Here is a 23,767-nt window from a genome sequence, read left to right on the forward strand (position 1 = left end):
ACAGGATTTCGGGGGCGTCCGCGCGGACCGCCTTCTCCTCCGCATTCGGTCCGCATTCGGTCCGCATTTGGTTCGCATTCGGTCTGCGTTGGGGCCGCGTTGGGGCCGCGTTGGGGCCGCGTTGGGTCCGGAATGACACTAGGTGGTTGAAAAGCGGCTGCGAAGTGTACGTTTCATCCACTCGGGCTCGCTTTGAGGGAGGAAACGTCCACCATGCAGGAACCGGCCGTTCCACCCGCGCCTCCCGGCCCTCCCGGGCCTCCCGGACCTCCCACGCCCCCGGTGTCCCTCGCGGCCCTGCTGGCCCGCGACGACCTGGCCCTGCGGCAGCTCGCCGGGCCCCCGGCCGCGGACGTCACGATCCGCTGGGCGCACACCTCGGAGATGTCCGACCCCTTTCCGTACCTGCTGGGCGGCGAGCTGCTGCTGACGGCGGGCGTGCACATCCCGGAGGGGGCCGGCTCGGGGCCGTACTTCGACGGCTACGTGTCCCGGATCGTGGCGGCGGGCGGTGCCGCGCTCGGCTTCGGGGTGGCGCCCGTGCACGACACCGTGCCGGGGGCGCTGGTCGCGGCCTGCGAGGCGTACGGGCTGCCGCTGGTGGAGGTGCCGCCGCGGACGACGTTCTCGGGCGTGGTCCGCGCGGTGTGGCAGCTGATGGCGCAGGCCCGGCTGGCCGAGCTGCGCCGGGTCGCCGAAGCCCAGCAGGGCCTGGCCGCCGCGGCCTCCCGTCCGGACCCGGTGCCGTCGGTACTGCGCCGGCTGGCCGGCCGGCTCGACGGGCGGGCGGTGCTGTACGGGCCGGAGGGCGCGGAGATCGCGGCGGCGGGACGGGAACCCGGGGCCGAGGTGCGGCGGGCGCTGGCGGAGCTCGCCCGGTTCGTCACCGGCCACGCCCCCACCACCGCCACGGACACCGTCGCCGGCACCCGCCTCGCCGCGTACGCCCTCGGCACCGGGCGGGGCTTCGTCCTCGCGGTCGCCGCCCCGCACCGGGAACCCGGGGACCACACCATCGCGTCGGTCGCCGCCGTCCTGCTCTCCCTCCTCACCGGCGAACACCGGAGCGGCGGCACGGGCGCGGCCCGCTCCTCCGCGCTCGTACGACTGCTGCTGGGCGCCCGCCCCGAGGAGGTCGCGCCGCTGCTCGGCGGCGGGGACGGCGAGGGTGCCGCCCGCTGGCACGTCGTCCACGCCCACCCCCACACCGGCACTCCCGGCCCGGTCGCCGCCTCGGCGCTGGGCGCGGCCCTCGGCTCGCCCCTGGTCGACGCGGCCGGGGACGTCGTGCGGGTACTGGTCCCGGCCGGGCCGGAGGACGGCCGCCCGGCGAACCCCACCGACCCGGCCCGCCCCACCGACCCGGCCCGCCCCACCGGACCCAAGGCTCCCGCCCGCCCCGGCCCCGCCGCTCAGCCCGGCTGGACGCTCGGCGTCAGCGCCCCCGTCGCCCCCGCCGAGTGGCCGGCCGCCGACGCCCAGGCGGCCCGCGCGCTGGCCCGGGCCAGGGCCACCCGGGTGCCGCTGGTCCGGCACGGCGCACGGCCCGCGTTCGCCGACCTCGTGCCGGACGGCGAGGCCGAGGCCCACGCGCGGGCGCTGCTCGCGCCGGTCGCGGCCGTCCCCGCGCTCACCGAGACACTGCGCACCTGGCTCTCCCTGCACGGCAGCTGGGACCGCACCGCCGTCGCCCTGTCCGTGCACCGCAACACCGTCCGGCAACGCATCGCCCGCTGCGCGGCACTGCTGGACACCGACCTCGACGACCCGGACGTACGGATGGAGTTGTGGTTCGCGCTGCGAAGGTGACCCGCGTCCCAGCGTGCGCCGTGCCGAAGACGCCGAGCGGCGGCTGCCCCACAATGGAGCCATGCCGATACCCGGGACACCCAGCCGCGCCGAACTCGCCGAACACCTCGTCAGAACCCGTATCGCGGGCGACGTCGCCACGCCCCGCGAGAACAACCTCTCCCACTACCGCAAGCTGGCGAACGGCGACCGGGGCTTCTGGCTCGGCCTGGAGCTGGGCGACCGCTGGACTGACGAGCAGGACGTGCTCGCGGTGATGGCCGAGCGGGTCGGCGTCAACGACGACCCCGAATACCGGTACGGCCAGGACACCATCGACCCCGAACTGACCGTGGCCGCGCTGGAACGCATGGCCGGCCGGCTGCGCAAGGCGGCGGACGGCGGGCAGCGGGTGCTGTTCGCCACCGGCCACCCGGGCGGCCTGCTCGACGTGCACCGCGCCACGGCCGACGCGCTGCGCACCGCCGGATGCGAGATCGTCGTGATCCCCGAGGGGCTGACGACGGAGGAGGGGTACGTCCAGCAGTTCGCCGACGTGGCGGTGCTGGAACACGGCGCCACGCTGTGGCACACCCATTCCGGTGAACCGATGAAGGCCATCCTCACCGGCCTGGAACGTGCGGGCCGTCCGCTGCCCGACCTGGTCGTCGCCGACCACGGCTGGGCCGGTTACGCCGGTCAGCACGGCGTCGACTCCGTCGGCTACGCGGACTGCAACGACCCGGCGCTCTTCCTCGCCGAGTCCGAGGGCACCCTCCAGGTCGCGGTGCCGCTGGACGACCACGTGGTCAGCCCGCGCTACTACGACCCGATGACGGCGTACCTGCTGACGGAGGCCGGGCTGAAGTAGCCCCCGCCGCCCCGCCGGCCCCGCCGCCTCTCCGCCTTCCCTCCCGCCCCGACGGCCCGTTCACGGCCAGGGGTTGAGCCCCTCCGAGCGGCGCTGCGCGAACCCGGGCGTCGGGTCCAGGTAGACCCGGCGCACCACGGGGAACTCCTCCCGCAGCCGCTGCTCGGCCCGTTCGCACGCCCACTCGATCTGCGCCGCCGTCGCCACGTCCCGGAAGTCGACCTTGGCGGCGACCAGCGCCTCCCGCGGGCCCTGCACGAGCGTGGTCAGTTCCAGTACGGCGTCGATGTGCTCGACGGCCACCAGCTCCGCCCTGATCCGGTCCCGCACGGTGCGGGGCAGCGGGCGGCCGATGAGGAACTCGGCGTTGGAACGGCCGAGCACCCAGGCGACGTACAGCAGCAGGGCGCCGATGCAGAGCGAGGCGACGCCGTCCCAGACGTGGGAGCCGGTGAGCTGACCGCCGAGCAGGCCGCCCGCGGCCAGCAGCAGCCCGACGAGGGCGGCGGAGTCCTCCATGACGACCGCCTTCACCGCGGTGTCGGGGGTGCGGCGCAGATACCGGCCGAAGGGCACCTTGTAGTGGCGGGCCTCGCCGTGCGCCTGTTTCAGACCGGTGCGCAGGGAGTAGCCCTCCAGGAGGAAGGCGACGGCCAGGACGACGTACGCCACCAGCGGATCGCCGGGTTCCTCACCGTGGGTGAGGGAGTGGAAGCCGTCGTAGAGGGCGAAGACCGCGCCGCCGACGAAGGTGGCGACGGCGGCGAGCAGCGCCCAGATGTAGCGCTCGGGGCCGTGCCCGAGGGGGTGGTCCTCGTCGGCGGGGCGGGCGCTGCGTTTGAGGGAGGTCAGCAGCAGGACCTCGGTGACGGTGTCGGCGACCGAGTGCGCGGCCTCCGACAGCATCGCGCTGGACCCGCTCATCACGCCGGCCACCGCCTTGGCGAGGGCGATGCCCAGATTGGCGAGGGCGGCGACGAGCACCGTGAAGGTGCTGTCGCCGCCGCCGTTCGTCTCGTGCCGCTCGCGCCCGGGTTCCGCCATGCCCCTCAGTGTTCCCGAGGAACGCGGACCACGCCTTCCTGGATGACCGAGAGGGCCAGCCGCCCGTCCTGGGTGTAGATGCGGGCCTGGCCGAGGCCGCGGCCGCCGGACGCGGACGGTGATTCCTGGTCGTACAGCAGCCACTCGTCGGCGCGGAAGGGCCGGTGGAACCACATCGCGTGGTCCAGCGAGGCCCCCACGACGTCACCGACGGCCCAGCCGCCGCGGCCGTGCGCGAGCAGGACCGAGTCGAGGAGGGTCATGTCGGAGACGTAGGTGGCGAGGACGACGTGCAGGAGGGGGTCGTCGGCGAGTTTGCCGTTGGTGCGGAACCACACCTGGGAGTGCGGCTCGCGCGGGGTGCCGAAGTCGCCGAAGGGCGGGTCGTCGACGTAGCGGAGGTCGACGGCGGCGCGGGCCTCCAGGAAGCGTTCCACCGTCTCGGCGGGCAGGTGCGGGTAGCTCCGCAGCCGCTGCTCGCCGGTGGGGAGGGTCGCCGGGTCCGGGGCGGGCGGCATCGGGGCCTGGTGGTCGAGGCCCTCCTCGTACGTCTGGAAGGACGCCGACAGGCCGAAGACCGGCTTGCCGTGCTGGACGGCGACCACCCGGCGGGTGGTGAAGGAACGGCCGTCGCGCAGGCGGTCGACGTTGTAGACGATGGGAGCGCCGGGGTCCCCGGGGCGCAGGAAGTACGCGTGCAGGGAGTGCGCGTGCCGGTCGGCGGGGACCGTGCGCCCGGCGGCGACCAGCGCCTGGGCGGCCACCTGCCCGCCGAAGACCCGGGGGACGACGGCGGAGCGGGAGTGGCCGCGGTAGATGTCCTCCTCGATCCGCTCGAGGTCGAGCAGATCGAGGAGGGACTGGAGTGCTTCGCTCATGCCCCGAGGGTCACAGGCCCATGTTCTTCGCGATGATCATCTTCATGACCTCGCTGGTGCCGCCGTAGATGCGGTTGACACGGTTGTCCGCGTACAGGCGGGCGATCGGGTACTCGTTCATGTAGCCGTAGCCGCCGTGCAGCTGGAGGCAGCGGTCGATGACGCGGTGCGCGACCTCGGTGCAGAACAGCTTGGCGCTGGCGGCCTCGGCGGGGGTGAGCTCGCCGGCGTCCAGGGCCTCGGTCGCGCGGTCGGCGACGGCCTCGGCGGCGTCCACCTCGGCCTGGCAGGCGGCCAGCTCGAACTTGGTGTTCTGGAAGTGGGCGACCGGCTTGCCGAAGACGGTGCGCTCCTGCACGTACTGCGTGGCGAAGCGGACGGCGGCCTTGGCCTGCGCGTAGGCGCCGTAGGCGATGCCCCAGCGCTCGGAGGCCAGGTTGTGGCCGAGGTAGGAGAAGCCCTTGTTCTCCTCGCCGAGCAGGTCCTCGACGGGCACCTTGACGTCGACGAACGCCAGCTCGGCGGTGTCGGAGGTGCGCAGGCCCAGCTTGTCCAGCTTGCGGCCCACCGAGTAGCCCTCGGACTTGGTGTCCACGGCGAACAGGGAGATGCCGTGGCGGCGGTCCTCGGCCGTGGGGGCGTCGGTGCGGGCGCAGACGATCACCTTGTCGGCGTGCACGCCGCCGGTGATGAAGGTCTTGGCGCCGTTGAGGACGTAGTGGGTGCCGTCCTCGGAGAGCTTGGCGGTGGACTTCATGCCCGCGAGGTCGGAACCGGTGCCCGGCTCCGTCATCGCGATGGCCCACATCTCCTCGCCGGTGACGAACTTCGGCAGGTAGCGCTTCTTCTGCTCGTCGGTCGCCAGCATGTTGATGTACGGCAGGGCGAGCAGCACGTGCACGCCGGAGCCGCCGAACTGGACGCCCGCGCGGGCGGTCTCCTCGTAGAGGACGGCCTCGAACTTGTGGCTGTCCATGCCGGCGCCGCCGAACTCCTCGGGCACGTTGATGCCGAAGATGCCCAGCTCACCGAGCTTGTAGTAGAACTCGCGCGGCGCCTGGCCCGCGGCGAACCACTCGTCGTAGACGGGGACGACCTCGGCCTCGATGAAGGCGCGGAGGGTCTCCCGGAACGCCTCGTGGTCCTCGTTGAACACCGTACGGCGCACCGCGCCACCTCCAGGGTACGTATCTAAGCGCTTGCTCAGACTTCACCGTACCGGCGGGTAGGGAGAGGCGTCCAGAGTGGGGCGCGGGTAACCCTCGTCACTCCCCGGCCCCGTCGGGCGTCAGCCCTCCCCCACCGCCGCGAACGCCCCCCGCGCCATCCGGTGCAGCAGCGCCGCCGTCACCGCACGGCCCGGCAGGGAACCCGAGCGGCCCAGGTGCGGGGTGGAGTTCAGGAGGCCGAAGACCGAGTGGACGGCGGAGCGGGCGGCGGGCTCGGCGACCGCCGGGTAGACCTCGCGGAGCACGCCGACCCACAGCTCGACGTACTGCCGCTGCAACTGCCGCACCAGCTTGCGGTCGGTGTCCCGGAGGCGGTCCAGCTCGCGGTCGTGCAGGGTGATGAGCGGGCGGTCGTCGAGCGCGAAGTCGATGTGACCCTCGATGAGCGAGTCGAGGACCGCCTCGGGACCCGCCCCGGCACCGGAACCGACCCCGCCCCCGACCCCCGCGCCGGAACCGGCCCTGGCACCCGCGCCGGAACCGGCCCCGGGCCCCGCACCGGAGCCGCTCACCCCCTCGGCCTCCGCCAGCCGCCGCTTGGCCCCGGTCAGCAGCGAGTCGCTGATCCCGACCAGCAGCTCGGCGAGCATCGCGTCCTTGCCGGCGAAGTGCCGGTAGAGGCCGGGGCCGCTGATACCGACCGCGGCCCCTATCTCGTCGACGCCGACCCCGTGGAAGCCGCGCTCGGCGAAGAGCCGGGCGGCCTCCCTGAGGATCTGCTCGCGGCGGGTGGGGGCGTCGGTTCTGGTGGCCATGGGATCAATTCTAGACAGGGCGGTTAGCGGTCGTTAACCTGAGGGAAATGCGTTAACGCTCATTAACCGATCGACCGATCGACCATCGGGTGAGGGGACCGCAGGATGCACGAGGCACCGGAGCTGACGACGGCGGCGGATCCCGCCTCAGAGGCCTTTCGGGCCAACGAGGAGGCGCACCGCGTCCTCGTGGAGGAGCTGCGCGCGAAGCTCGCGGCGGCCCGGCTCGGCGGCGGGGAGCGGGCGCGGGCCCGGCACACCGCCCGCGGCAAGCTGCTGCCGCGCGACCGCGTGGACACGCTGCTCGATCCGGGCTCGCCGTTCCTGGAGCTGGCGCCGCTCGCGGCCGACGGGCTCTACGACGGGCAGGCCCCGGCCGCCGGCGTGATCGCCGGGATCGGCCGGGTCGGCGGCCGGGAGTGCGTGATCGTCGCCAACGACGCCACCGTCAAGGGCGGCACGTACTACCCGATGACCGTGAAGAAGCACCTGCGGGCGCAGGAGGTGGCCCTGGAGAACCGGCTGCCGTGCCTGTATCTCGTGGACTCCGGGGGCGCCTTCCTGCCGATGCAGGACGAGGTCTTCCCCGACCGCGAGCACTTCGGGCGGATCTTCTACAACCAGGCCCGGATGTCCGGCGCCGGCATCCCGCAGATCGCGGCCGTCCTCGGCTCCTGCACGGCGGGCGGCGCGTACGTCCCGGCGATGAGCGACGAGGCGGTGATCGTCCGCGATCAGGGGACGATCTTCCTGGGCGGCCCGCCGCTGGTGAAGGCGGCCACCGGCGAGGTGGTCACGGCGGAGGAGCTGGGCGGCGGCGAGGTCCACTCGCGGGTGTCCGGCGTGACCGACCACCTGGCGGAGGACGACGCGCACGCGCTGCGGATCGTGCGGCAGATCGTCTCCACCCTGCCCGGGCGCGGCCCGCTCCCGTGGGGCGTGGAGCCCGCCGTGGAGCCGAAGGTCGACCCGCAGCAGATGTCCGGCGTGGTCCCGGTCGACTCCCGCACCCCCTACGACGTGCGCGAGATCATCGCCCGGGTGGTGGACGGCTCCCGGTTCGCCGAGTTCAAGTCCGAGTACGGGCAGACCCTGGTCACCGGCTTCGCCCGCATCCACGGCCACCCGGTCGGCATCGTCGCCAACAACGGCATCCTGTTCTCCGAGTCCGCCCAGAAGGGCGCCCACTTCATCGAGCTGTGCGACCAGCGCGGCGTCCCGCTCGTCTTCCTCCAGAACATCTCCGGGTTCATGGTCGGCAAGGACTACGAGGCCGGGGGCATCGCCAAGCACGGCGCCAAGATGGTGACGGCGGTGGCGTGCACGCGGGTGCCGAAGCTGACGGTGGTGGTCGGCGGGTCGTACGGCGCGGGGAACTACTCGATGTGCGGGCGGGCGTACTCGCCGCGCTTCCTGTGGATGTGGCCGGGCGCCAAGATCTCGGTGATGGGCGGGGAGCAGGCCGCGTCCGTGCTGGCCACGGTCAAGCGGGACCAGCTGGAGGCCCGGGGCGAGGAGTGGGCGGCCGAGGAGGAGGAGTCCTTCAAGGCGCCGATCCGCGCGCAGTACGAGCACCAGGGGAACGCCTACTACGCGACCGCCCGCCTGTGGGACGACGGGGTGATCGAGCCCGCCGACACCCGGCAGGTGCTGGGCCTGGCCCTGACCGCGTGTGCCAACGCGCCACTGAGCGAGCCCCGGTTCGGCGTCTTCCGGATGTGAGGAGGGGACTTCGATGGGAAGCGCGATGGGAAGCGCGATGGGGAGCTTGATGTTCGACACGGTGCTGGTGGCCAACCGCGGTGAGATCGCGGTGCGGGTCGTCCGGACCCTGCGCTCGATGGGCGTGCGCTCGGTGGCGGTCTTCTCCGACGCCGACGCGGACGCCCGGCACGTACGGGAGGCCGACGAGGCGGTACGGATCGGCCCGGCGCCGGCGGCGGAGAGCTATCTGTCGGTCGAGCGGCTGCTGGAGGCCGCCGCCCGCACCGGCGCGCAGGCCGTCCACCCGGGGTACGGCTTCCTCGCCGAGAACGCCGGTTTCGCACGGGCCTGCGAGGAGGCGGGGCTGGTCTTCATCGGTCCGCCCGCCGACGCGATCGCCCTGATGGGCGACAAGATCCGCGCCAAGGAGACGGTGAAGGCGGCCGGGGTGCCGGTCGTCCCCGGCTCCAGCGGCAGCGGCCTGACGGACGCGCAGCTCGCGGAGGCCGCCCGGGAGATCGGGACGCCGGTGCTGCTGAAGCCGTCGGCCGGCGGTGGCGGCAAGGGCATGCGGCTGGTGCGGGACGCGGCCGTGCTGGCCGACGAGATCGCCGCCGCCCGCCGCGAGGCCCGCGCCTCCTTCGGCGACGACACGCTGCTGGTGGAGCGGTGGATCGACCGGCCCCGGCACATCGAGATCCAGGTCCTGGCCGACGGCCACGGGAACGTGGTGCACCTGGGCGAGCGCGAGTGCTCCCTGCAACGCCGGCACCAGAAGATCATCGAGGAGGCGCCCAGCGTGCTCCTCGACGAGGCGACCCGCGCCGCGATGGGCGAGGCGGCCGTGCAGGCGGCCCGCTCCTGCGGCTACCGGGGCGCGGGCACGGTGGAGTTCATCGTGCCGGGCGAGGACCCCTCGCAGTACTACTTCATGGAGATGAACACCCGCCTCCAGGTCGAGCACCCGGTGACCGAGCTGGTCACGGGCCTGGACCTGGTCGAGTGGCAGCTGCGGGTGGCGGCGGGCGAGGAGCTGGGCTTCGCGCAGCAGGACGTACGGCTGACCGGGCACGCCATCGAGGCCCGGCTGTGCGCGGAGGACCCCGCGCGCGGCTTCCTCCCCTCCGGCGGCACGGTGCTGCGGCTGCACGAGCCCGAGGGCGACGGCGTCCGCACCGACTCCGGGCTCAGCGAGGGCAGCGAGGTCGGCAGCCTCTACGACCCGATGCTGTCCAAGGTGATCGCGTACGGTCCCGACCGCGCCACCGCCCTGCGCAAGCTGCGGGCGGCCCTCGCGCGGACGGTGACATTGGGCGTGCAGACCAACGCCGGGTTCCTGCGCCGGCTGCTCGCCCACCCGGCGGTGGTGGCGGGCGAGCTGGACACCGGGCTGGTGGAGCGGGAGGTCGATTCCCTGGTCTCCACCGGCGTACCGGAGGAGGTGTACGAGGCGGCGGCGGCCGTACGGCTGGACGCGCTGCGTCCGCGCGGGGACGGCTGGACGGACCCGTTCTCGGTGCCGAGCGGCTGGCGCATGGGCGGCGAGCCGAAGCCGGTCTCCTTCCACCTGCGGGTCACCGACCCGGTGGAACACACCCCGCGCGGCGTCCACACCGTCACCGACGACCACGTCGCCGTCACCCTGGACGGCGTCCGGCACACCTTCCACCGCGCCGCCGACTGGCTGGGCCGCGACGGCGACGCCTGGCACGTGCGCGACCACGACCCGGTCGCCGCCTCCCTCACCGGTGCCGCCCACGCGGGCGCCGACTCGCTGACCGCGCCGATGCCGGGCACGGTGACGGTGGTGAAGGCCGCCGTCGGCGACGAGGTGAGCGCCGGGCAGAGTCTGCTGGTCGTGGAGGCGATGAAGATGGAGCACGTCATCTCCGCCCCGCACGCCGGCACGGTCGCCGAGCTGGACGTGGCGCCGGGCACGACCGTCGCCATGGACCAGGTACTCGCGGTCATCACCCCGACCGAGAACGGCGAGGAGGAGACGGCGTGAACGCCACCGAACTGGGCCTGCCCATGGCCGTACCGGCCGAAGGACTGCCCGCCCGTGTCCGCATCCACGAGGTCGGCGCCCGCGACGGCCTGCAGAACGAGAAGGCGACCGTCCCGGCGGAGGTGAAGGCGGAGTTCATCCGCCGCCTGGCCGGCACGGGCCTGACCACCATCGAGGCGACGAGCTTCGTGCACCCCAAGTGGGTGCCCCAACTGGCGGACGCGGAGCAGCTCTTCCCGGCGGTCGCCGGCCTGCCCGTCGAGCTGCCCGTCCTGGTGCCGAACGAACGCGGCCTCGACCGCGCCCTCGCGCTGGGCGCCCGCCGCGTCGCGGTCTTCGCCAGTGCCACGGAGTCCTTCGCCAAGGCCAATCTGAACCGGACGGTGGACGAGGCGCTGGCCATGTTCGAGCCGGTGGTGGCGCGGGCCAAGGGCGCGGACGTCCACGTCCGGGGCTATCTCTCGATGTGCTTCGGCGACCCGTGGGAGGGCGCCGTCCCCGTCGAGCAGGTGGTGAAGGTCTGCCGGGCCCTGCTGGACATGGGCTGCGACGAACTGAGCCTCGGCGACACGATCGGGGTGGCGACCCCGGGCCACGTCAGCGCCCTGCTCACCTCCCTCGTCGACGCCGGCGTTCCCGTGGACACGCTCGGCGTCCACTTCCACGACACGTACGGACAGGCCCTGTCCAACACCTACGCCGCCCTCCGGCACGGCGTGACGACCGTCGACGCCTCCGCCGGCGGACTGGGCGGCTGCCCCTACGCGAAGTCCGCCACCGGAAACCTCGCCACCGAAGACCTCGTGTGGATGCTGCGCGGCCTCGGCATCGACACCGGGGTCGACCTCGGCTCTCTCGTCGCCACCAGCGTCTGGATGGCCGCCCACCTGGGCCGACCCAGCCCGTCCCGCACCGTCCGGGCCCTCGCGGGCCCGGGCGACGACTCCGACCAGGAGAAGTGACAGCCATGGACCACAAGCTCTCCCCCGAACTCGAGGAACTCCGCCGCACGGTGGAGGAGTTCGCCCACGACGTCGTGGCACCCAAGATCGGCGACTTCTACGAGCGGCACGAGTTCCCGTACGAGATCGTCCGGGAGATGGGCCGCATGGGCCTGTTCGGCCTGCCCTTCCCGGAGGAGTACGGCGGCATGGGCGGCGACTACCTGGCGCTCGGCATCGCCCTGGAGGAGCTGGCCCGCGTCGACTCGTCGGTGGCGATCACGCTGGAGGCGGGCGTCTCGCTGGGCGCGATGCCGGTCCACCTGTTCGGCACCGAGGAGCAGAAGCGCGCGTGGCTGCCCCGGCTGTGCTCCGGCGAGATCCTCGGCGCCTTCGGCCTGACCGAGCCGGACGGCGGCTCGGACGCGGGCGCGACGCGGACCACGGCCCGCCTCGACGAGGCGACGGACGAATGGGTGATCAACGGCACCAAGTGCTTCATCACCAACTCGGGCACCGACATCACCGGCCTGGTGACGGTCACGGCGGTCACCGGCCGCAAGCCGGACGGCCGTCCGCTGATCTCGTCGATCATCGTGCCGTCCGGCACCCCGGGCTTCACGGTGGCCGCCCCGTACTCGAAGGTCGGCTGGAACGCGTCGGACACCCGTGAGCTGTCCTTCGCCGACGTCCGGGTCCCGGCGGCGAACCTCCTGGGCGAGGAGGGCCGCGGCTACGCGCAGTTCCTGCGCATCCTCGACGAGGGCCGGATCGCCATCGCCGCGCTGGGCACGGGGCTGGCGCAGGGCTGCGTGGACGAGTCGGTGAAGTACGCGAAGGAGCGGCACGCCTTCGGCAGGCCCATCGGCGCCAACCAGGCCATCCAGTTCAAGATCGCCGACATGGAGATGAAGGCCCACACGGCCCGGCTCGCCTGGCGCGACGCGGCCTCCCGGCTGGTGACCGGCGAGCCGTTCAAGAAGGAGGCGGCACTGGCGAAGCTGTACTCGTCGACGGTGGCCGTGGACAACGCCCGGGACGCCACGCAGATCCACGGCGGTTACGGCTTCATGAACGAGTACCCCGTGGCCCGCATGTGGCGGGACGCGAAGATCCTGGAGATCGGCGAGGGCACGAGCGAGGTCCAGCGGATGCTGATCGCACGGGAGTTGGGCCTGGTCAGCTAGGGGGTGCCGGTCCGGGCGGGGCAGGTCTCAGCCCCGCCCTATGGACAAGATCTGAGGTTAGGCTAACCTACCTTCGACTTGTCCCGCGGAGGCTCCGCACCGTTCGAAAGCAGCCACACCATGCCCAACGCCAGCGCTACCCACCTGACCCGCCGCGGAATTCTCGCCGCCGGCGGTGCCCTCGGACTCGGTGCCGCGCTCACGGCCTGCGGCGACGACAACGGCGAGAGCGGTGGCTCCGACGACGGGACGGCCGCCGCCAAGTCCGGCCCCTGGTCCTTCAAGGACGACCGCGGCACGACCGTGAAGCTGGACAAGGTCCCGACGAACATCGTCGCCTTCACCGGCGTCGCCGCCGCCCTCTGGGACTACGGCGTCCAGGTCAAGGGCGTGTTCGGGCCCACCACCACCAAGGACGGCAAGCCCGACGTCCAGGCCGGCGACATCGACGTCGACAAGGTGACCGTGCTCGGCAACGAGTGGGGCAAGCTCAACATCGAGAAGTACGCCACCCTCGCCCCCGAGGTGCTCGTCACCACGACGTTCGACACCGCGGGCACCCTCTGGTCCGTCCCGGAGGACTCCAAGGACAAGATCGCCAAGCTCGCCCCGAGCGTCGCGATCTCCGTGTTCGACCGCCAGCTCACCCAGCCGCTCCAGCGCATGTGGGAGCTGGCCGAGTCGCTCGGCGCGGACATGAAGGCCAAGAAGGTCACCGACGCCAAGGCCGCCTTCGAGAAGGCCGCGGCCCGGCTGCGCGCCGCCGCCAAGGCCAGGCCCGAGATCAGGGTGCTGGCCGGCTCCGCGAGCCCCGAGCTCTTCTACGTCTCCGGCACCAACCTCTCCGTCGACCTGGAGTACTTCAAGGCCCTCGGCGTGAACTTCGTCGAGCCCTCCGAGGCGGCCAAGAAGGCGACCGGCGGCTGGTTCGAGTCCCTGAGCTGGGAGAACGTCGACAAGTACCCGGCCGACGTCATCATCATGGACGACCGCGCCTCCACCATCCAGCCCGCCGACATCACCGAGGGCACCTGGAAGCAGCTCCCCGCGGTCAAGGCCGGCCAGGTCATCTCCCGCTCCCCCGAGCCGATCCTGTCCTACGACAAGTGCACGCCGCTCCTCGACAACCTGGCCGAGGCGATCGAGAACGCCAAGAAGGTCGGCTGACCTTTCCGCCCTCCCTCCCGGAGCCCTCCATGACGACGGCCGTGGCCGCCCCGTTCCGTTTCTTCTCCCTCCAGGTCGTACGGACGAGGCGGCTCGGCCCGTCCCTGGCCCGGGTCACCTTCGCGGGCCCCGACCTGCGTGCCTTCCACTCCGACGGACAGGACCAGTCCCTGTCGCTGTTCCTGCCGCACCCGGGGCAGTCGGAGCCCGCCGTTCCCATCGAACTGGGGGACGGATGGTGGCAGGGGTGGCGTGAACTGCCGGACGACATCCGGGCGGTGATGCGCTCGTACACACTCCGTGCACTGCGCCGGGACGCCGACGGGCACACCACCGAGATCGACATCGACTTCGTACTGCACGGCGTCGAGCTGCACGGGGTCGAGCTGCACGGCGTCGAGCCGGAGTCGCCGGTCCAGGCGGGCCCCGCCGCCCGCTGGGCCGCCGGCGCCGCCCCCGGCGACCGGGTCGTCCTGCTCGGCCCGGCGGTCGCGGACAACCGGGCGATCCGCTTCCGGCCGCCCGAGGACACCGACCTGGTGGTGATCTGGGGCGACGAGACCGCCGTACCGGCCGCCTGCGCCATCGTCGAGGCGCTGCCGCCCGGCACCCGCGCCCGGGTCTGGCTGGAGGTGCCGCACGCCGACGACGTGCAGGACCTCCGGACCGCGGCGGACGCCGAGGTCACCTGGCTGGTCAAGGACGCCGGCAGCGGCCCCGGGACGACCCTCGCCGCCCTCCGCGCGGCCCAGCTGCCGCCCGCCGGACACCCGTACGTCTGGATCGCCGGCGAGTCCGGCCGCGTCAAGCAGCTCCGCCGGCACTTCGTCGGCGAACGCGGAATCGACCGCCGCCGCGTCACCTTCGTCGGCTACTGGCGCCAGGGCCTGACCGAGGAACAGCTCCGCGAACAGGGCTGACGCCCCGCACACCCCCCATGCCCCGCACGCCCCGCGTGCCTCGCAGCGCGCCAACTCACCCTCCGTGACGCACGGATGAGGCGTGAGTGACGGCAGTCACGTACAGGCACGCGTTTGAACAAGGTCAATTAGGTTAGGCTAACCTAAGTCGAAGCCAGGGCCCCGCCCTCTCCCGTCCCTCTCGGACCGTCCCCACCGGAGGACCCCCACATGCGCTCGCACCTGCTCAACGACACCACCGCGGAGCAGTACCGCCGCTCCGTGACCGAAGGAGTCGAGCGGGTGGCCGCCAAACTCGCCACCACCGACCGTCCGTTCACCGGTGTCACGGTCGACGCCCTCTCCCCCCGCATCGACGAGATCGACCTCGACAAGCCGCTGCACGACACGGCCGCGGTCCTCGACGAGCTGGAGGACGTCTACCTCCGCGACGCCGTCTACTTCCACCACCCCCGCTACCTCGCCCACCTCAACTGCCCGGTCGTCATACCGGCCGTGCTCGGCGAGGCGGTGCTCTCCGCCGTCAACTCCTCCCTGGACACCTGGGACCAGTCGGCCGGCGGCACGCTCATCGAGCGGAAACTGATCGACTGGACCTGCGCCCGCATCGGCCTCGGCCCGGCGGCCGACGGCGTGTTCACCTCCGGCGGCACCCAGTCCAACCTCCAGGCGCTCCTGCTGGCCCGCGAGGAGGCGAAGACCGACAACCTCGCCGACCTGCGCGTCTTCGCCTCCGAGGTCAGCCACTTCAGCGTGAAGAAGTCGGCGAAACTGCTCGGCCTCGGCCCCGACGCCGTCGTGTCGATCCCCGTCGACCACGACAAGCGCATGCAGACCGTCGCCCTCGCCCGCGAACTGGAGCGCTGTGCGCGGGACGGCCTGGTCCCCATGGCCGTCGTCGCCACCGGAGGCACCACCGACTTCGGCTCCATCGACCCGCTCCCGGAGATCGCCGGCCTGTGCGAGCAGTACGGCGTGTGGATGCACGTGGACGCGGCCTACGGCTGCGGACTGCTCGCCTCCCTGAAGTACCGGGACCGCCTGACCGGCATCGAGCGGGCCGACTCGGTCACCGTGGACTACCACAAGTCCTTCTTCCAGCCGGTGAGCTCGTCCGCCGTGCTGGTCCGGGACGTGGCCACCCTGCGCCACGCCACCTACCACGCGGAGTACCTCAACCCGCGCCGCATGGTGCAGGAACGTATCCCCAACCAGGTGGACAAGTCCCTCCAGACCACCCGCCGCTTCGACGCGCTCAAGCTGTGGATGACGCTGCGCGTGATGGGCGCCGACGGCATCGGACAGCTCTTCGACGAGGTGTGCGACCTGGCCGCCGAGGGCTGGAAACTGCTCGCCGCCGACCCCCGCTTCGACGTCGTCGTCGAACCGTCGTTGTCCACGCTGGTCTTCCGCTACGTACCGGCGGCCGTCACCGACCCCGCCGAGACCGACCGCGCCAACCTGTACGCCCGCAAGGCCCTGTTCGCCTCCGGCGACGCCGTGGTCGCGGGCACCAAGGTGGCCGGCCGCCACTACCTGAAGTTCACCCTGCTCAACCCCGAGACGACCACGGCCGACATCGCCGCCGTCCTCGACCTGATCGCCGGCCACGCCGAGCAGTACCTGGGAGAGTCCCTTGACCGCGCTTCCTGAAGCCAGTGCCCCGTACGACTTCGTGGGGATCGGCCTCGGCCCCTTCAACCTCGGACTGGCCTGCCTGACCGAGCCCATCGCCGAGCTGAACGGCGTCTTCCTGGAGTCCAAGCCGGACTTCGAGTGGCACGCCGGGATGTTCCTGGACGGCGCCCACCTCCAGACCCCGTTCATGTCGGACCTGGTCACCCTCGCCGACCCGACCTCCCCGTACTCCTTCCTCAACTACCTGAAGGAGAAGGGCCGGCTGTACTCGTTCTACATCCGGGAGAACTTCTACCCGCTGCGCGTCGAGTACGACGACTACTGCCGCTGGGCCGCGAACAGACTGAGCAGCGTCCGCTTCTCCACGACGGTCACCGAGGTGACGTACGACGAGACGGACGAGCTGTACGTCGTCGCCACCACCTCCGGCGACACCTACCGCGCCCGCCGCCTGGTCCTCGGCACCGGCACCCCGCCGCACATCCCGGACGCCTGCCGCGGCCTGGCCGGCGACTTCATCCACAACTCCCGCTACGTGCAGCACCGGGCGGAGCTGGTGAAGAAGAAGTCGATCACGCTGGTCGGCAGCGGCCAGTCCGCCGCCGAGATCTACTACGACCTGCTCGGCGAGATCGACGTCCACGGCTACCGGCTGAACTGGGTGACCCGCTCCCCCCGCTTCTTCCCCCTCGAGTACACGAAGCTCACGCTGGAGATGACGTCCCCGGAGTACGTGGACTACTACCACGCGCTGCCGGAGCCGACCCGCTACCGCCTCATGTCCGAGCAGAAGGGCCTGTTCAAGGGCATCGACGGCGACCTGATCAACGAGATCTTCGACCTGCTCTACCAGAAGAAGCTCGGCGGCCCGGTCCCCACCCGCCTGCTCACCCACTCGGCGCTGACCGGCGCCCGGTACGCCGACGGCACGTACACCCTCGGCTTCCGGCAGGAGGAGCAGGGCACGGACTTCGAGATCGAGACCGAGGGCCTGGTCCTGGCCACCGGCTACCAGTACGCGGAGCCGGAGTTCCTCAAGCCCGTCCGGGACCGGCTGCGCTACGACTCCCGGGGCAACTTCGACGTGGCCCGCAACTACGCCGTCGACGTCACCGGCAACGGCGTGTTCCTGCAGAACGCGGGTGTCCACACGCACAGCATCACCAGCCCCGATCTGGGCATGGGTGCCTATCGCAACAGCTACATCATCCGAGAGCTGCTCGGCACCGAGTACTACCCGGTCGAGAAGTCGATCGCGTTCCAGGAGTTCAGCGCATGAGCACCACCACCCCCACGGTCGCCGGCATCGGCGCCCTCACCCTCCGCCCCCTCGACCCGCTGAAGGACGCCGGCCTGCTGCACGGCTGGGTCACGCACCCGAAGTCCGCGTTCTGGATGATGCAGGACGCGAAGCTGGTCGACGTCGAGCGCGCCTACATGGAGATAGCCGCCGACGAGCACCACCACGCGTACATCGGCCTGCACGACGGCGTCCCCGCCTTCCTGATGGAGAAGTACGACCCCGCCCACCGCGAGCTGACCGGCCTGTACGAGCCGGAGCCGGGTGACGTCGGCATGCACTTCCTGGTCGCCCCCACCGACCGGCCCCTGCACGGCTTCACCCGCGCCGTGATCACCGCCGTGATGGCCGAGCTGTTCGCCGACCCGGCGACCGCCCGCGTCGTCGTCGAGCCGGACGTCGGCAACAAGGCCGTCCACGCCCTGAACGCAGCCGTCGGATTCGTGCCCGAGCGCGAGATCCAGAAGCCGGAGAAGAAGGCGTTGCTGAGCTTCTGCACCCGCGAGCAGTTCGAGAAGGCGGTGTCCGCATGAGCCTCGCCGACGCCGTCGCCCACCTGACCCCCGAGCACTGGGAGCAGGCCAACCGCCTCCTGATCCGCAAGGCGCTGGCCGAGTTCACCCACGAGCGGCTGATCACGCCGGAACAGGCCACCGGTGACGCGTACGTCGTCCGCTCCGACGACGGCAAGACCGAGTACCGCTTCACCGCCACCGTCCGCGCCCTGGACCACTGGCAGGTCGACGCCGCCTCGATCACCCGCCACCGGGACGGCACCGGGCTGCCGCTCGCCGCGCTGGACTTCTTCATCGAGCTGAAGGAGTCCCTGGGCCTGAGCGACGAGATCCTCCCCGTCTACCTGGAGGAGATCTCCTCCACCCTCTCCGGCACCTGCTACAAGCTCACCAAGCCGAAGCTCACCTCCGCCGAGCTGGCGAGGAGCGGCTTCCAGGCCGTCGAGACCGGCATGACCGAGGGCCACCCCTGCTTCGTCGCCAACAACGGCCGCCTCGGCTTCGGCATCCACGAGTACCTGTCGTACGCCCCGGAGACCGCGAGCCCCGTCCGGCTGGTGTGGCTGGCCGCGCACCGCTCGCGGGCGGCGTTCACGGCCGGCGTCGGGATCGAGTACGAGTCCTTCGTGCGCGACGAGCTGGGCGAGGCGACCGTCGACCGCTTCCACGGCGTCCTGCGCGACCGTGGCCTGGACCCGGCCGACTACCTCTTCATCCCGGTCCACCCCTGGCAGTGGTGGAACAAGCTCACCGTCACCTTCGCCGCCGAGGTCGCCCGCGGGCACCTGGTCTGCCTCGGCGAGGGCGACGACGAGTACCTGGCCCAGCAGTCCATCCGCACCTTCTTCAACACCTCGCACCCCGGGAAGCACTACGTGAAGACGGCCCTGTCCGTCCTCAACATGGGCTTCATGCGCGGCCTGTCGGCGGCGTACATGGAAGCGACCCCGGCCATCAACGACTGGCTCGCCCAGCTCATCGAGTCCGACCCGGTGCTGAAGTCGACGGGCCTGACGATCATCCGGGAGCGGGCGGCCGTCGGCTACCGGCACCTGGAGTACGAACAGGCCACCGACCGCTACTCGCCCTACCGCAAGATGCTGGCGGCGCTGTGGCGGGAAAGCCCGGTGTCCTCCCTCCAGGACGGCGAGACCCTGGCCACCATGGCCTCCCTCGTCCACGTCGACCACGAGGGCGCCTCCTTCGCGGGCGCGCTGATCGAGCGGTCGGGGCTGGCGCCCACCGAGTGGCTGCGGCACTACCTGCGCGCGTACTTCGTCCCGCTGCTGCACAGCTTCTACGCCTACGACCTGGTGTACATGCCGCACGGCGAGAACGTGATCCTGGTCCTGAAGGACGGGGTCGTGCAGCGCGCGGTCTACAAGGACATCGCCGAGGAGATCGCGGTGATGGACCCGGACGCGGTGCTGCCGCCGGAAGTCTCCCGCATCGCGGTGGACGTGCCCGAGGACAAGAAGCTCCTGTCGATCTTCACGGACGTCTTCGACTGCTTCTTCCGCTTCCTCGCCGCGAACCTCGCGCAGGAGGGCGTCGTCGAGGAGGACGACTTCTGGCGGACGGTCGCGGAGATCACCCGCGAGTACCAGGAGTCGGTGCCGGAGCTGGCCGACAAGTTCGACCGGTACGACATGTTCGCGCCGGAGTTCGCGCTGTCCTGCCTCAACCGGCTCCAGCTGCGCAACAACAAGCAGATGGTGGACCTCGCGGACCCGTCCGGCGCGCTCCAGCTCATCGGGAACCTCAAGAACCCCATCGCGGGCCGGTAGGCGACGGCCCTCGCAAGCGGGCGGGCACCTCGGAGACGGTCCTTTGGGGTGCCCGTCGGGCGTCGGTGGAACAATCCCCGCATGGCGGAAATCATCCAGAAGGACGGAACGTGGGTCTTCGACGGCGACACCCTGCGGCTGACTCCCGGACGGGACAAGAACGTCAGCCTGATCCGCAGGGAACTGGGTGAACTGCTCGTCCCCCTCGCGGCGTTGGCGGGCATATCGTTCGAGCAGGGCAAGAAGTCCGGGCGGCTGCGGCTGCGCCTGCGGGACGGCGCCGATCCGCTGCTGCACGCGACCGGCGGCCGGCTGACCGAGCCGCACGACCCGTACCAGCTGACCGTGGAGTCCGACCGGTACGGCGTCGCCGAGTACTTCGTGGACGAGGTGCGCAACGCCCTGCTCCTCGACCAGGTCCCCTCCGGCCCGGTGGACGCGTATCTGCTGCCGGGGCCCTCCGTCCCGCTGTCGGTCTCCGCCGGGGACGGCGTCGCGAGCTTCGACGGCGAACGGGTGCGGCTGGAGTGGAAATGGCAGGCGGAGGAAGCCAAGTCGGCCTCCGGCCCGCGCACCCTTCCCCTCGCCGACATCGTCGCGGTGGAGTGGCAGCCGACGGTCGGCCTGGAGAACGGCCACCTCCGCTTCACCGTGCGCGGCGCGCCGACCAAGGCGCCGCCCAAGTACGACCCCAACGCCGTGGAGCTGTGGGGCTTCAAGAAGGACCCGCTGATGGCCCTGGTCGCCGCCGCCGTGCAGGCCCGCCTCCCGCACCCGTCCACACCGGCCGCCCGTGCGACGCCGGAGGACGCCCCGCCGGCCGCGGCGGCGCCCGCCCCGGCCCCCGCCGCCGAGGACGACCACGACGCGCTGCTGCGGCGGCTGCGGGAGCTGGGCGAACTGCACCGCTCCGGGGTGCTGACGGACGAGGAGTTCAGCCTCGCCAAGCAGGCGGTACTGAAGCGCATGTAGGCACAGCCACGCAGACCCTGCCCGAAATCGGGCAGGTTTCTTGCGAAACCTGCCCCCGTACCCCAGGATCTACCGGGTGCACGACGAACTGGTTGATCACCTGACGCGGTCCACTCCCCTGAGCCGGGGCGAGGCACTGCGTGTGATCCAGGACGTGCTCGCCTACTTCGACGAGACGACCGAGGAATACGTCCGTCGCCGCCACCGCGAGCTCCAGGCCCAGGGCCTGGTGAACGCGACGATCTTCGAACGGATCGAGGCGGAACTGAAATACCGGGCGGTGGCACCACCGGAGCTCTCGCTCCGCCAGCTGCGCCGCATCGTCTACGGCTGAGAAGCCATCGTCTACGGCTGAGAAGCCGAAGAGGGACACGAGGTTTACGTATACATGTGCGGAATCGTCGGATACATCGGCAAGCGTGACGTCGCGCCCCTGCTCCTCGAGGGCCTCCAGCGCCTGGAGTACCGCGGCTACGACTCGGCGGGCATCGTCGTCACGTCCCCGAAGGCGGCCGGCCTGAAGATGGTCAAGGCCAAGGGCCGGGTCCGCGACCTGGAGGCCAAGGTCCCGGCACGCTTCAAGGGCACCACCGGCATCGCCCACACCCGCTGGGCCACCCACGGCGCCCCGTCCGACGCGAACGCCCACCCGCACATGTCGGCCGACGACAAGGTCGCCGTCGTGCACAACGGCATCATCGACAACGCCGCCGACCTGCGCCGCAAACTGGAGGCGGACGGCGTCGAGTTCCTCTCCGAGACCGACACCGAGGTCCTCGTCCACCTCATCGCCCGCTCCGAGGCCGCCAAGCTCGAGGACAGGGTCCGCGAGACCCTCCGGGTCATCGAGGGCACGTACGGCATCGCCGTGATGCACGCCGACTTCCCCGAGCGCATCGTCGTGGCCCGCAACGGCTCGCCGGTCGTCCTCGGCATCGGCGAGAAGGAGATGTTCGTCGCCTCGGACATCGCCGCGCTGGTCACCCACACCCGCCAGATAGTCACCCTCGACGACGGCGAGATGGCCACCCTCAAGGCCGACGACTTCCGCACCTACACCACCGAGGGCACCCGGACCACGTCCGAGCCCACCACCGTGGAGTGGGAGGCCGCCTCCTACGACATGGGCGGCCACGACACGTACATGCACAAGGAGATCCACGAGCAGGCCGAGGCCGTGGACCGCGTCCTGCGCGGCCGGATCGACGACCGCTTCTCCACCGTGCACCTCGGCGGCCTCAACCTGGACGCCCGCGACGCGCGTGCCGTGCGCCGGGTGAAGATCCTCGGCTGCGGCACCTCGTACCACGCGGGCCAGATCGGCGCCCAGATGATCGAGGAGCTGGCCCGCATCCCCGCGGACGCCGAGCCCGCCTCCGAGTTCCGCTACCGCAACGCGGTCGTCGACCCCGACACCCTGTACATCGCCGTCTCCCAGTCCGGCGAGACGTACGACGTGCTGGCCGCCGTGCAGGAGCTGAAGCGCAAGGGCGGCCGCGTCCTCGGCATCGTCAACGTCGTCGGCTCGGCGATCGCCCGCGAGGCCGACGGCGGCATGTACGTGCACGCCGGCCCCGAGGTCTGCGTCGTCTCCACCAAGTGCTTCACCAACACCTGCGTCGCCTTCGCGCTGCTCGCCCTGCACCTGGGCCGCACCCGCGACCTCTCGGTCCGCGACGGCAAGCGGATCATCGAGGGGCTGCGCAAGCTGCCCGCGCAGATCGCCGAGATGCTGGAGCAGGAGGAGGACGTCAAGAAGCTGGCCGCGCAGTACGCCGACGCCCGCTCGATGCTCTTCATCGGCCGTGTCCGGGGCTACCCGGTCGCCCGCGAGGCCTCCCTGAAGCTGAAGGAGGTCTCCTACATCCACGCCGAGGCCTACCCGGCCTCCGAGCTCAAGCACGGGCCGCTCGCCCTGATCGAGCCGGCCCTGCCGACGGTCGCGATCGTGCCGGACGACGACCTGCTGGAGAAGAACCGTGCGGCCATGGAGGAGATCAAGGCCCGCAGCGGCCAGATCCTCGCCGTCGCCCACCAGGAGCAGGAGAAGGCCGACCACACCATCGTCGTCCCGAAGAACGAGGACGAGCTGGACCCCATCCTCATGGGCATCCCCCTCCAGCTCCTCGCCTACCACACGGCCCTGGCCCTGGGCCGCGACATCGACAAGCCGCGGAACCTCGCCAAGTCGGTGACGGTGGAGTAGGACTGCTCGGCAGAACCCCGGCAGGGATTCAGAACGCCGGCAGGGCTTCAGAACCCCGGCAGGGCTTCAAGAGGCCGGCAGCGCTTCGGCTTCCAGAGCGGCCCCCCGTGTGCCACCGGCACGCGGGGGGCCGTCCGGCGTGTCAGGGGATGACCACCACGGGCCGCTTCGCCCGCTTGGCGAGCCGGCCGGCGACGGAGCCGAAGAGGCGGCCCACCAGGCCGTGGCTGGAGCCGACGACGATGGCGTCCGCCTCGTACTCCCGGCCCACCTCCTCGAGTTCGTGGCAGATGTCGCCGCCGCGCTCGACCAGGATCCAGGGCACTTCGACGAGATAGTCCGCACACGCCAGCTCCAGACCCAGCACCTCGGTGCGGTGGTCCGGTACGTCGACGAAGACGGGGGGCTCGCAGCCGGCCCACACGGTGGTGGGCAGCCGGTTGGCGACGTGCACGATGACCAGGCCCGAGCCGAGCCGGCGTGCCATGCCGATGGCGTACGCGAGGGCACGCTCACTGGAGGTGGAGCCGTCGAAGCCGACGACGACACCGTGCTTGAAGGCTGGGTCGCACGACTGGCGTGGCTCTTCGGCCGCCAGGGGCTCGGCCGCCGTAGGTTCGGCGACGGGCCGCTTGCGGTCCGCGGGTTCGAAGAATTCGTGACCGGCCATGGCTGTCTCGGCGTTTTTATCCTCTGTGGGGGACAACAGTGTGCGGCGAAGCTGTGTGTCCGGGAATCATCTTCCCAAGCCCATACCCCCAAGGGTACGGCGCCACGCCTCCTTCGCCCGGATCCCGCACGGTGTCCGCCGCGGGTTCCCCGGAGCATGCCCGAGGGGGTGCCCGTAACGCAATGGT

General features: G+C 71.5%; 20 protein-coding genes. 15 read left to right on the forward strand and 5 right to left on the reverse strand.

All coding sequences use genetic code 11. The features are described from left to right. Positions 1–213 precede the first annotated feature (213 nt). Complete coding sequence (locus ACP4J0_RS27915) at positions 214–1,809, forward strand: PucR family transcriptional regulator ligand-binding domain-containing protein (protein ID WP_426601482.1); 1,596 nt, start codon at positions 214–216, stop codon at positions 1,807–1,809. 61 nt (positions 1,810–1,870) lie between these two features. Further along, positions 1,871–2,659: a phosphatase gene (locus tag ACP4J0_RS27920; protein ID WP_426601483.1), complete on the forward strand. Its 789-nt coding sequence runs from the start codon at positions 1,871–1,873 to the stop codon at positions 2,657–2,659. A gap of 60 nt (positions 2,660–2,719) precedes the next feature. Here ACP4J0_RS27920 and ACP4J0_RS27925 read toward each other — a convergent pair whose 3' ends face one another. The 4 genes from ACP4J0_RS27925 to ACP4J0_RS27940 all read right to left on the reverse strand — a co-directional run bounded on the left by ACP4J0_RS27925 (position 2,720) and on the right by ACP4J0_RS27940 (position 6,565). Beyond that, positions 2,720–3,703, reverse strand: a complete 984-nt coding sequence (locus tag ACP4J0_RS27925) for a cation diffusion facilitator family transporter (RefSeq protein ID WP_426601484.1) — start codon at positions 3,701–3,703, stop codon at positions 2,720–2,722. 5 nt (positions 3,704–3,708) lie between these two features. Beyond that, positions 3,709–4,581 (reverse strand): acyl-CoA thioesterase, encoded by an 873-nt coding sequence (locus ACP4J0_RS27930; RefSeq protein WP_426601485.1) that lies wholly within the window; start codon positions 4,579–4,581, stop codon positions 3,709–3,711. 10 nt (positions 4,582–4,591) lie between these two features. Further along, positions 4,592–5,749, reverse strand: coding sequence for an acyl-CoA dehydrogenase family protein (locus tag ACP4J0_RS27935; RefSeq protein ID WP_426601486.1), 1,158 nt, complete (start codon positions 5,747–5,749; stop codon positions 4,592–4,594). 120 nt (positions 5,750–5,869) lie between these two features. Next, on the reverse strand, positions 5,870–6,565 hold the full coding sequence (locus ACP4J0_RS27940; protein WP_426601487.1) for a TetR/AcrR family transcriptional regulator: 696 nt from the start codon (positions 6,563–6,565) through the stop codon (positions 5,870–5,872). A gap of 105 nt (positions 6,566–6,670) precedes the next feature. On the opposite strand from ACP4J0_RS27940, the gene ACP4J0_RS27945 reads away from it, so the two are divergent. The 13 genes from ACP4J0_RS27945 (at position 6,671) to glmS (ending at position 22,910) form a co-directional block, all read left to right on the forward strand. After that, positions 6,671–8,287: a carboxyl transferase domain-containing protein gene (locus tag ACP4J0_RS27945; protein ID WP_426601488.1), complete on the forward strand. Its 1,617-nt coding sequence runs from the start codon at positions 6,671–6,673 to the stop codon at positions 8,285–8,287. 49 nt (positions 8,288–8,336) lie between these two features. Next, positions 8,337–10,277 carry an acetyl/propionyl/methylcrotonyl-CoA carboxylase subunit alpha gene (locus tag ACP4J0_RS27950; protein WP_426601541.1) on the forward strand — a complete coding sequence of 647 codons (1,941 nt, stop codon included), beginning with the start codon at positions 8,337–8,339 and terminating at the stop codon, positions 10,275–10,277. Then, complete coding sequence (locus tag ACP4J0_RS27955) at positions 10,274–11,239, forward strand: hydroxymethylglutaryl-CoA lyase (protein ID WP_426601489.1); 966 nt, start codon at positions 10,274–10,276, stop codon at positions 11,237–11,239. Before ACP4J0_RS27950 ends, ACP4J0_RS27955 begins: the two co-directional genes overlap by 4 nt. Before the next feature lie 5 nt (positions 11,240–11,244). Then, complete coding sequence (locus ACP4J0_RS27960) at positions 11,245–12,405, forward strand: acyl-CoA dehydrogenase family protein (protein WP_426601490.1); 1,161 nt, start codon at positions 11,245–11,247, stop codon at positions 12,403–12,405. A gap of 120 nt (positions 12,406–12,525) precedes the next feature. Then, positions 12,526–13,572: an ABC transporter substrate-binding protein gene (locus ACP4J0_RS27965; RefSeq protein ID WP_426601491.1), complete on the forward strand. Its 1,047-nt coding sequence runs from the start codon at positions 12,526–12,528 to the stop codon at positions 13,570–13,572. Between the two features lie 29 nt (positions 13,573–13,601). After that, entirely contained in the window at positions 13,602–14,492 is an 891-nt protein-coding gene (locus ACP4J0_RS27970; protein ID WP_426601492.1) for a siderophore-interacting protein, read from the forward strand. A 210-nt stretch (positions 14,493–14,702) separates the two neighbouring features. Further along, the gene (desA, locus tag ACP4J0_RS27975; RefSeq protein ID WP_426601493.1) at positions 14,703–16,145 is read left to right on the forward strand and encodes a lysine decarboxylase DesA; all 1,443 of its coding nucleotides are present in this window, start codon (positions 14,703–14,705) and stop codon (positions 16,143–16,145) included. Continuing rightward, positions 16,129–17,409: a lysine N(6)-hydroxylase/L-ornithine N(5)-oxygenase family protein gene (locus ACP4J0_RS27980; RefSeq protein ID WP_426601494.1), complete on the forward strand. Its 1,281-nt coding sequence runs from the start codon at positions 16,129–16,131 to the stop codon at positions 17,407–17,409. Before desA ends, ACP4J0_RS27980 begins: the two co-directional genes overlap by 17 nt. Then, entirely contained in the window at positions 17,406–17,963 is a 558-nt protein-coding gene (locus tag ACP4J0_RS27985; protein WP_426601495.1) for a GNAT family N-acetyltransferase, read from the forward strand. Before ACP4J0_RS27980 ends, ACP4J0_RS27985 begins: the two co-directional genes overlap by 4 nt. Then, positions 17,960–19,732: an IucA/IucC family protein gene (locus tag ACP4J0_RS27990; RefSeq protein ID WP_426601496.1), complete on the forward strand. Its 1,773-nt coding sequence runs from the start codon at positions 17,960–17,962 to the stop codon at positions 19,730–19,732. The genes ACP4J0_RS27985 and ACP4J0_RS27990 overlap by 4 nt, the downstream gene beginning before the upstream one ends. A gap of 81 nt (positions 19,733–19,813) precedes the next feature. After that, positions 19,814–20,704, forward strand: a complete 891-nt coding sequence (locus ACP4J0_RS27995; protein WP_426601497.1) for a DUF4429 domain-containing protein — start codon at positions 19,814–19,816, stop codon at positions 20,702–20,704. Between the two features lie 76 nt (positions 20,705–20,780). Then, positions 20,781–21,038 (forward strand): hypothetical protein, encoded by a 258-nt coding sequence (locus ACP4J0_RS28000; RefSeq protein WP_399897016.1) that lies wholly within the window; start codon positions 20,781–20,783, stop codon positions 21,036–21,038. 54 nt (positions 21,039–21,092) lie between these two features. Further along, entirely contained in the window at positions 21,093–22,910 is a 1,818-nt protein-coding gene (gene glmS, locus ACP4J0_RS28005; RefSeq protein ID WP_426516929.1) for a glutamine--fructose-6-phosphate transaminase (isomerizing), read from the forward strand. Positions 22,911–23,052: 142 nt separating this feature from the next. Here the strand turns inward: glmS and ACP4J0_RS28010 are convergent, their stop codons facing one another. Next, on the reverse strand, positions 23,053–23,580 hold the full coding sequence (locus ACP4J0_RS28010) for a universal stress protein (protein WP_426601498.1): 528 nt from the start codon (positions 23,578–23,580) through the stop codon (positions 23,053–23,055). Positions 23,581–23,767 lie beyond the last annotated feature (187 nt).

Origin of the sequence: Streptomyces sp. WG7 (assembly GCF_049975785.1) — a bacterium.
Lineage (GTDB): Bacteria > Actinomycetota > Actinomycetes > Streptomycetales > Streptomycetaceae > Streptomyces.

What these genes read in the sequence shown, in the direction of transcription:
- glmS (WP_426516929.1), top strand. Translation starts at nt 21,093, where the DNA reads ATGTGCGGAATCGTCGGATACATCGGCAAGCGTGACGTCGCGCCCCTG.
- ACP4J0_RS28010 (WP_426601498.1), bottom strand. Translation starts at nt 23,580, where the DNA reads ATGGCCGGTCACGAATTCTTCGAACCCGCGGACCGCAAGCGGCCCGTC.
- ACP4J0_RS27915 (WP_426601482.1), top strand. Translation starts at nt 214, where the DNA reads ATGCAGGAACCGGCCGTTCCACCCGCGCCTCCCGGCCCTCCCGGGCCT.
- ACP4J0_RS27965 (WP_426601491.1), top strand. Translation starts at nt 12,526, where the DNA reads ATGCCCAACGCCAGCGCTACCCACCTGACCCGCCGCGGAATTCTCGCC.
- ACP4J0_RS27985 (WP_426601495.1), top strand. Translation starts at nt 17,406, where the DNA reads ATGAGCACCACCACCCCCACGGTCGCCGGCATCGGCGCCCTCACCCTC.
- ACP4J0_RS27970 (WP_426601492.1), top strand. Translation starts at nt 13,602, where the DNA reads ATGACGACGGCCGTGGCCGCCCCGTTCCGTTTCTTCTCCCTCCAGGTC.
- desA (WP_426601493.1), top strand. Translation starts at nt 14,703, where the DNA reads ATGCGCTCGCACCTGCTCAACGACACCACCGCGGAGCAGTACCGCCGC.
- ACP4J0_RS27945 (WP_426601488.1), top strand. Translation starts at nt 6,671, where the DNA reads ATGCACGAGGCACCGGAGCTGACGACGGCGGCGGATCCCGCCTCAGAG.
- ACP4J0_RS27990 (WP_426601496.1), top strand. Translation starts at nt 17,960, where the DNA reads ATGAGCCTCGCCGACGCCGTCGCCCACCTGACCCCCGAGCACTGGGAG.
- ACP4J0_RS27930 (WP_426601485.1), bottom strand. Translation starts at nt 4,581, where the DNA reads ATGAGCGAAGCACTCCAGTCCCTCCTCGATCTGCTCGACCTCGAGCGG.
- ACP4J0_RS27925 (WP_426601484.1), bottom strand. Translation starts at nt 3,703, where the DNA reads ATGGCGGAACCCGGGCGCGAGCGGCACGAGACGAACGGCGGCGGCGAC.
- ACP4J0_RS27950 (WP_426601541.1), top strand. Translation starts at nt 8,337, where the DNA reads ATGTTCGACACGGTGCTGGTGGCCAACCGCGGTGAGATCGCGGTGCGG.
- ACP4J0_RS27960 (WP_426601490.1), top strand. Translation starts at nt 11,245, where the DNA reads ATGGACCACAAGCTCTCCCCCGAACTCGAGGAACTCCGCCGCACGGTG.
- ACP4J0_RS27940 (WP_426601487.1), bottom strand. Translation starts at nt 6,565, where the DNA reads ATGGCCACCAGAACCGACGCCCCCACCCGCCGCGAGCAGATCCTCAGG.
- ACP4J0_RS27920 (WP_426601483.1), top strand. Translation starts at nt 1,871, where the DNA reads ATGCCGATACCCGGGACACCCAGCCGCGCCGAACTCGCCGAACACCTC.
- ACP4J0_RS27995 (WP_426601497.1), top strand. Translation starts at nt 19,814, where the DNA reads ATGGCGGAAATCATCCAGAAGGACGGAACGTGGGTCTTCGACGGCGAC.